This window comes from Blastomonas aquatica, from assembly GCF_014639875.1.
Classification (GTDB): Bacteria; Pseudomonadota; Alphaproteobacteria; order Sphingomonadales; family Sphingomonadaceae; genus Blastomonas; species Blastomonas aquatica.
In genome coordinates, this window is the sequence record NZ_BMGD01000019.1 from 1 (window position 1) to 1,474 (window position 1,474).

1 protein-coding gene is annotated in these 1,474 nt (G+C 56.6%); it reads left to right on the top strand.

The genetic code is table 11. The features are described from left to right. Positions 1-164: 164 nt before the first annotated feature. Positions 165-1,474: IS110 family RNA-guided transposase (locus IEW00_RS17385; RefSeq protein WP_188515695.1), on the top strand; the 1,310-nt coding region annotated here is incomplete at its 3' end.

Here is a 1,474-nt window from a genome sequence, read left to right on the forward strand (position 1 = left end):
GAGGGTCGCGGCCGATAGCTTATTGGTGGCATATTACCCCGTTAAGAAACGTGGCCCGTGGGCATTTGCGTACTTGAGAGTGGTGACGTCGCATTGCGGTGATCCCGGTTAGGAAGATGACGGTTTGCATTGCCCATACCCTTCTGTCTTGAAGGAGGAATGGAATGACACGAACAAAATCAGGCGGCATGGATGGAATGGCGATGGTCAACCCGGGCGCAGCCGCTATCGACATTGGTTCGACGATGCATATGGCGGCCATCAATCCGAATGCCGATGACAACCCAGTGCGTGCATTTGGGACGTTTACCGGCGATCTGCATGACATGGCGCGCTGGTTTAAGGAAAGCGGCGTCACCAGCGTAGCGATGGAATCTACCGGTGTTTACTGGATACCCGCCTATGAAGTGCTGGAACAGCATGGCTTTCATGTCATCTTGGTCAATGCGCGATACGCCAAGAATGTGCCGGGTCGCAAAACCGATGTAAGCGACGCTGGCTGGTTGCAGCAGCTCCACAGTTACGGGTTGTTGCGCGGGAGCTTCCGCCCCGAGGCACGCGTGGCCACCTTGCGTGCCTATTTGCGGCAGCGTGAACGACTGATCGAGTATGGCGCGTCTCACATCCAGCACATGCAGAAGGCGCTGATGGAGATGAACGTGCAACTCCATCACGTGGTCTCCGATATCACCGGCGTGACGGGCATGCGTATCATCAGGGCCATTGTGGAGGGTGAGCGGGATCCTGGCACTCTGGCGGAAATGCGAGACGTACGGTGCCATGCGACCGTAGAGAAGATCTGCGCTGCCCTGTCAGGCAACTGGAGAGACGAGCATGTCTTTGCGCTTTGCCAGTCCCTCGCGCTGTACGACTTTTACCAAACCAAAATCCTCGAATGCGATCGGAAGCTAGAGGTCGCACTGAAGGCGCTTGAGATGGGGACCGGTCACGATATTCGGCAGCTTCCTAAAGCCCGTTCGAAAACCAAACCAGTGAACACACCTGACTTCGAGGTTCGTTCCGCCCTATATCGCATTCTTGGCGTTGACCTGACACAGATCCACGGAATTGGTCCGTCGCTGGCGCTCAAACTTGTCGGAGAGTGCGGCACTGATCTAGCCGCATGGCCTAGTTCCAAGCATTTTACATCGTGGCTGTGCCTGGCACCGGGTAACAAGATATCAGGCGGAAAGCTGCTGTCATCGAAAACTCGGAGATCATCGAGCAGAGCGACCGCTCTTCTGCGTCTGGCGGCGACCACGATTGGCCGAAGTGACACTGCACTTGGGGCGTTCTATCGCAGACTGTCAGCGCGTGCCGGAAAGGCCAAGGCAGTGACCGCGACCGCACGCAAGATCGCGGTGCTGTTTTATAACAGTCTGCGATACGGAATGGCATATCACGATCCCGGTGCTTCACAATACGAGGAGCGCTACCGCACCCGAGTGATCGGCAATCTGCAGCGCCGTGCCAA